Source organism: Nonomuraea sp. H19 (genome assembly GCF_052068215.1).
In the GTDB taxonomy this organism is placed as follows: domain Bacteria; phylum Actinomycetota; class Actinomycetes; order Streptosporangiales; family Streptosporangiaceae; genus Nonomuraea.
In genome coordinates this window covers 22,688-28,961 of the sequence record NZ_JBQHCV010000059.1, presented here as the reverse complement: position 1 = coordinate 28,961, position 6,274 = coordinate 22,688, and the positions used below count along the sequence as shown (strand labels likewise).

Sequence of the window (6,274 nt, the reverse complement as noted above, 5' to 3'; positions counted from 1 at the left end):
GCTGCTGCTCGGCAGCACGTCGGATCGGGTGCTGCACCACGCCCACCGCCCGGTCCTGGTGGTGCCCGCCCCGAAGAACAGCGAGTGAATTCCCGGCCCTGAAGCCTTCTCCGCCGTCGATGGATTCGACGGTCGGGTGAGGCCCTGCCCAGGTATGGCGGGCCGGGCCGCGTCGCGATGTGCCGTTCACCTCGGATGTGAGCGGGTTCCGGTGCGCCGGTGGCATGCGGCAGAGTGGGTGCCTGCTGAAGCAGGGAGAAAGGGGCGGGGACGTGCCCGAGGAACTGGCGCGACGGCTCGGCACCTTCGACGCGGTCGTCGTGGGGCTGAGTGCGATGATCGGCGCGGGGGTGTTCGCCGCCTTCGCGCCCGCCGCCGGGGCCGCGGGCGACTGGCTGCTGGTCGCGCTCGCCATCGCCGCCGTCGTGGCCTACTGCAACGCCACCTCCTCCGCCCGTCTGGCGGCCCGCTACCCCGAGTCGGGCGGCACCTATGTGTACGGCAGGCGCCGGCTCAGCCCGCTGTGGGGCTACCTGGCGGGCTGGGGCTTCACCATCGGCAAGACCGCCTCCTGCGCGGCGATGGCGCTCACGTTCGGCTCCTACGTCGCGCCCGGTCTGGCCAGGCCCCTGGCGATCGCCGCGGTCGCGGCGCTGACCCTGCTCAACCTCTACGGCGTGCAGCGCTCGGCTGGAGCGGCCAGGGCGATGGTGGCCTTCGTCCTGGCCGTGCTCGTCGCGGTGATCGTCGCCGGGCTGTCCGGCGATGGGACGGTCACGTTCGGCTGGTTCGCCTACGCGCCCTTGCCGGAATCCGCCATCAACAGTCCGTTAGCCCCCGGCGGGGTGGACGCGTGGGGCGTCCTGCAGGCGGCCGGGCTGCTGTTCTTCGCGTTCGCCGGATACGCCAGGATCGCCACCCTCGGCGAGGAGGTCCGCGACCCGGCCCGCACCATCCCCCGGGCGGTGACCATCGCGCTGGGCATCACGCTGCTCGTCTACACGCTGGTGGCGGTGGCGGCGCTGCGGTCGCTGCAGCCGATCCTGCTGGCCAGGTCCGAGGCGCCGCTGGCCGACCTCGTCAGAGAGGCCGGCGCCGGATGGCTGGTGCCGTTCGTGGGGGTGGCGGCAGCGGTGGCCGCGCTCGGGGCGCTACTGGCGTTGCTGCTCGGTGTCTCCCGCACGGTGCTGGCCATGGCCCGCGAGCGGGACCTGCCCGGCGTGCTGGCCGCCGTGGACCCCGTGCGGCAGGTGCCCCGGCGGGCGGAGGTGGCGGTCGGAGTCGCGGTGATCGTGCTGCTGCTGGTGGCCGACCTGCGGGGCGCGATCGGCTTCTCGTCGTTCGGCGTGCTCGTCTACTACGCCATCGCCAACGCCTCCGCGTTCACGCTGACGCGCGACGAGGGCGCGCCGCCCAAGATCGTGCCCGTGCTCGGGCTCGGGCTGTGCCTACTGCTGGCGGCCACGCTCCCGCTGGTGTCCGTGGTGTCCGGGCTGGCGGTGTTCGCGGCCGGTCTGGTCATCTGGCTGATACGGCACCGGAACCGGCAGCGCGGTCGCTAGTATGGGGGCATGACGATCTCGCTGGTGATGATGAGCCCCTAGGGGGCTTTCATCGGCGACGTCCTGCTGAGGCCCTGCTAGCCGGGGCCTCTCGTCGTGTCCGGGGCCCCTTGGAGGCATCCGATGTACATCACGACGACCATCCCCTACGTCAACGCCCGCCCGCACCTCGGGCACGTCCTGGAGCTGGTCCAGGGCGACGTGCTGGCCAGGCATCACCGGCGGCGCGGCGAGCCCGTGCGGTTCCAGACGGGGACCGACGACAATTCGCTGAAGAACGTGCTGGCCGCCGAGGCGGAGGGCGTGCCGGTGCGGGAGCTGGTGGACAGGAACGCGGCCGCGTTCGAGGGGCTGAGACGGCCACTGGACCTGTCTTTCGACTCGTTCATCAGGACAAGCAGCCATCCGGGGCACCGCGCCGGAGTCGAGCGGATCTGGCAGGCCGTCGCGCATGACCTCTACCAGCGGCATTACGAGGGCCTTTACTGCGTGGGCTGCGAGCAGTTCTACGCCGAGGGCCCCTGTCCCGAGGGGCACGCGGCGCCGCTGCAGCGCGTGTCCGAGGAGAACTGGTTCTTCCGGCTCTCCCGCTACCAGGACGCCCTGAGCGAGCTGATCCGCGGCGGGCGGCTCAGGATCGAGCCGGTCGCCCGGCGCAACGAGGTGCTGGCGTTCATCGAGGCGGGGCTGGCCGACATCAGCGTCTCGCGGTCCGCCGCCCGCGCCCGCGGGTGGGGGATCCCGGTGCCCGGCGACCCGGCGCAGGTGGTCTACGTGTGGTGGGACGCACTGGCCAACTACATCACCGCGCTCGACGGCGACGACTACGACCGCTGGTGGGTCACCGAGGACCACAAGATCCACCTGATGGGCAAGGGCGTGATCCGGTTCCACGCGGTCTACTGGCCCGCGATGCTGCTGTCCGCGGGACTGCCGCTGCCCACGGAGATCTTCGTCCACGACTACCTCACGGTGGACGGGCGCAAGATCAGCAAATCGGCGGGCGGCGCGGTCGATCCGGTGGCGCTCGTGGACGCGTACGGGGTGGACGCCGTGCGGTGGTGGCTGCTGCGCGAGGTGCCGCGCGTGGGCGATGCCGACTTCACCGCCGAACGCCTGATCGGCAGAGCCGATGAGGACCTGGCCAACGGGCTGGGCAACCTGGTCAACCGGGTCGTCACCATGGTTCATCGGTTCCTGGGCGGCCACGTACCCGGCGACGGTGGCGGGCTCGCCGAGACGTGCGCGCGGGTGCCGGGCGCGGTGCACGAGGCGCTGGCGGACTTCGACTTTCGGCGCGCCGCGGCGGCCGTCTGGACGATCGTCGAGGAGGCCAACAAGTACGTCGAGCGCACCAGGCCGTGGCAGCAGGACCGGGCCGCGCAGGAGGCGTCGCTGGGCACACTGGTGCATGCGTGCCGGGCGCTGGCCGTACAGCTCGAACCCTTTCTGCCCACGGCGGCGGCGCGGGTGGCGGCGGCGGTCGGCGGGCAGCGGCTGGCCCGGCCCGAGCCGCTCTACCGGCGGCTGGCCGGCTCGGGAGTCGCTGGTTGACGGGGGCTACGGGGCCGCCTAGGTTTGCGATCACAGACCAGCCGGTATGGAGGCGTCCTATGCCTACCGTCAACACCGTCCACGGCCCCGTCGACGTCGACGATCTCGGTCAGACCCTGATGCACGAGCACGTCTTCGTCGTCGCCACCGAGCATCTGGACAACTACGGCAAGGGTTCCTGGTGGGACGAGGAGTTCCGGGTCGCGGACGCGATTGCCAAGCTCAACGCGGCGACCGCGAAGGGCGTGCGGACCATCGTCGACCCGACAGTGTGGGGGCTGGGCCGGTACATCCCGCGCATCCAGCGCATCGCCGCCCAGGTGCCCGGCCTGCACATCGTCGTCGCGACCGGCATCTACTCCTTCGAGGAACTGCCCCACCAGTACGAGCACCGCGGCCCCGGCCTGCTCCTCGACATGCCGGACCCGATGATCGACGACTTCGTCCGCGACCTCACCGAGGGCATCGCCGACACCGGCGTCAAGGCGGCCTTCCTCAAGTGCGTGGTCGAGCAGCAGGGGCTGACGCCCGGCGTCGAGCGCATCTGCCGGGCCGTGGCGCAGGCGCACGTGCGCACGGGCGCGCCGATCACCGTCCACACGAACCCGTTCGCGCAGAGCGGGCTGATCGCGCTGGACCTGTTCGCCAAAGAAGGGGTGGACCTGACGAAGGTGGTCGTCGGGCACTCCGGCGACAGCAATGACCTGGACTATCTCATGCGGCTGGCCGACACCGGAGCGACGCTCGGGATGGACCGGTTCGGCCTGGACCTGTACAACCCGACCGCGCAACGGGTGGCCACGATCGCGGCGCTGTGCGAGCGCGGGTACGCCGACCGCATGGTTCTCAGCCACGACGCCGCCTGCTTCATGGACTACTTCGGCGGCGCGTGGGACGAGGCCCTCAGCACGCTCGCACCCAACTGGCGCTACGATCACATTCACGACGTTGTATTGGCCGCACTGCTCGACGCGGGTGTGACCGACGACCAGATTGAGCAGATGCTGGTGTTCAACCCGAAGCGCTACTTCTCGTAAAGTAGTTGGATCGGGAGAGCAAAGCGGGTAGGTGGAGCTGGGTGACTTCGGAGCAGGCCTTGTCGATAAGCCTCGGCCTCCAGGGACCCTGCGTCATCGCGCGGCTGACGGGGGACTTCGATTTCGGGTCCGCGGCAGAGGTTCGAGACCGCGTCACCAAGGCCCTCGATCTGACCCAGCCTCCGCTCCTCGTCATCGACATGCAGGCCGTCAGCGTCTGCGACTCCTCCGGCCTGTCCGTGCTGGTCTACCTGCACAAGGCCGTCACCGCCTCCGGGGGGCGGCTGCTGCTGTCAGGGCTCAACGGCCGGTGCAAGCACCTGTTCGCGATCACCGCGCTGGACAAGTTCTTCGATATTCGCAGCACGGCCGAGCTGGCCATCGCCGAACTCAACGAAGCCGGGAATTCGCCGCCGTTTACCGGGTAGTTCCCATGCATGTCGGCCGAAGAGCCCGACCTGCTCGGCTTATACCTGGAGCAGATCGGAAAGACCCCCTTGCTCTCCGCCGCGGACGAGGTCGACCTCGCCCGGCGGATCGAGGCTGGCCTGTACGCGGGCCAGCTGATCGAGCGTGGTGCGGGCACGCCAGAGCTCGAACTCGTCGTACTCGACGGACAGCGCGCCAAGGACCTTCTGATCAGGTCCAACCTCCGGCTGGTGGTCGCGGCCGCCAGGCGCTACGCGCACCGGGGGCTGCCGCTGCTCGACCTCATCCAGGAGGGCAATCTGGGCCTGATCAGGGCTGTGGAGAAGTTCGACTACCGGCGGGGCTACAAGTTCTCGACGTACGGCATGTGGTGGATCAGGCAGGCCATCGAGCGCGGCATCCATGACAAGAGCCGCACCGTCCGGCTGCCGGTCCACGTGGCGGAGGAGCTGTCGCGGCTGATCAGGGTCGAGCGGCAGCTCGCCACGGAGCTGGGCAGGGAGCCGGCGGACGCCGAGCTGGCCATGGCGGCCGAGCGCTCGCCCGCGCAGGTCTCCGCGTTGCGCAGGCTCGGGCAGGAGATGGTCAGCCTCGACGTCCCGGTCGGGGAGTTCGGCGAGGGCAGGATCGGCGACATGATCGCCGACGATGACGGGCTGCAGGTCCAGGAGCTCACCGAGCACCGCGCCCTGAGCGCCGAGCTCGACCAGGTGGTCACGGCGCTGCCGCCGCGCGAGGCCCTCATCATCAGGCTCAGGTACGGCCTGAGCGGCCACGAGATCCAGACCTACACCGAGATCGGTGCGCAGCTCGGGCTGACCCGGGAACGCATCCGCCAACTGGAGAAACAGGCGCTGAAACGGCTCAGGCGGGGAGGACCGCTACTGGCGTGGGCATCGTAGACGCGACCCGATAAGCCCGACATAAGCGGATAACCGTTTCGCATCAGATCGCGCGGCTTAAAGGTTGGTATGTTCCCTTTCCTGATAGTAGTCGGACAAGTACGGGTCGCTGCCAACAGGGGGGAGCGGCCGTCTCTGCACAGGGGGCAGTATGATCAAGAGTCTTGCCGGCACGGTCTTAGTGGCGGCTGCCGCGACCACACTGATGGCGGCACCCGCCAGTGCATCGTCGTCCGCCGCGGCCACCTCCGCGAGCACCGCGACGGTGTCGGAGACGACCACCACGGCCAAGCCTCAGCTGATCCGCACCAGGGTCTACTTCGGCAGGTGCAAGGACACCTGCCGGGTCAAGGTCCGGGTCAAGAACATCTCCGGCAAGCGCCTGTTCAACGTACGGCTCAACGCCAGCCTCAAGGTCAACGGCAGGAAGGCGGGGTCGTGCTACGACTACGTCGGCACCATCAACCCCTATAGGGTCAAGTGGGCGTACTGCACGGTGCGCAGCGGCGTCCTGGTCGACGAATGGAACGACTATCTGGACGGCTACGGCAGCTTCAGGTATCGCGCCAGCACGTACGTGTCGTACAGGTACTACAACTGAGTGATCGTCGGGGGCCGGCCGGCGGCTCGGCCCCCTTCTGGCTCAAGCGGTGACGAGGAGTGCCAGCCCGATCAGCACGACGACCGGGACGAGCCACATGACGGCCTCGACAGCGAACTCCTTGTACATCGCGTAAGTCTCCCTCGAAACGCCCGCTCAGGGCACCGCTGAAAGGTCTCAGCGCAGCAT

At 69.3% G+C, this 6,274-nt stretch carries 7 protein-coding genes; all 7 read left to right on the top strand.

Features of this window, described 5'->3' with window-relative positions; genetic code table 11:
- The first annotated feature begins 1 nt into the window (after position 1).
- On the top strand, positions 2–88 hold the full coding sequence (locus tag ACTMTI_RS54565; RefSeq protein ID WP_441128995.1) for a universal stress protein: 87 nt from the start codon (positions 2–4) through the stop codon (positions 86–88).
- Between the two features lie 184 nt (positions 89–272).
- Positions 273–1,562, top strand: coding sequence for an APC family permease (locus ACTMTI_RS54560; protein ID WP_441128993.1), 1,290 nt, complete (start codon positions 273–275; stop codon positions 1,560–1,562).
- A gap of 123 nt (positions 1,563–1,685) precedes the next feature.
- Positions 1,686–3,116, top strand: coding sequence for a methionine--tRNA ligase (locus tag ACTMTI_RS54555; RefSeq protein WP_441128992.1), 1,431 nt, complete (start codon positions 1,686–1,688; stop codon positions 3,114–3,116).
- A 59-nt stretch (positions 3,117–3,175) separates the two neighbouring features.
- On the top strand, positions 3,176–4,153 hold the full coding sequence (locus ACTMTI_RS54550) for a phosphotriesterase family protein (RefSeq protein ID WP_441128991.1): 978 nt from the start codon (positions 3,176–3,178) through the stop codon (positions 4,151–4,153).
- A gap of 41 nt (positions 4,154–4,194) precedes the next feature.
- Complete coding sequence (locus tag ACTMTI_RS54545) at positions 4,195–4,581, top strand: STAS domain-containing protein (RefSeq protein WP_169789150.1); 387 nt, start codon at positions 4,195–4,197, stop codon at positions 4,579–4,581.
- Positions 4,582–4,590: 9 nt separating this feature from the next.
- Positions 4,591–5,484 (top strand): sigma-70 family RNA polymerase sigma factor, encoded by an 894-nt coding sequence (locus ACTMTI_RS54540; RefSeq protein ID WP_441128990.1) that lies wholly within the window; start codon positions 4,591–4,593, stop codon positions 5,482–5,484.
- Between the two features lie 151 nt (positions 5,485–5,635).
- The gene (locus ACTMTI_RS54535) at positions 5,636–6,085 is read left to right on the top strand and encodes a hypothetical protein (protein WP_441128989.1); all 450 of its coding nucleotides are present in this window, start codon (positions 5,636–5,638) and stop codon (positions 6,083–6,085) included.
- Positions 6,086–6,274 lie beyond the last annotated feature (189 nt).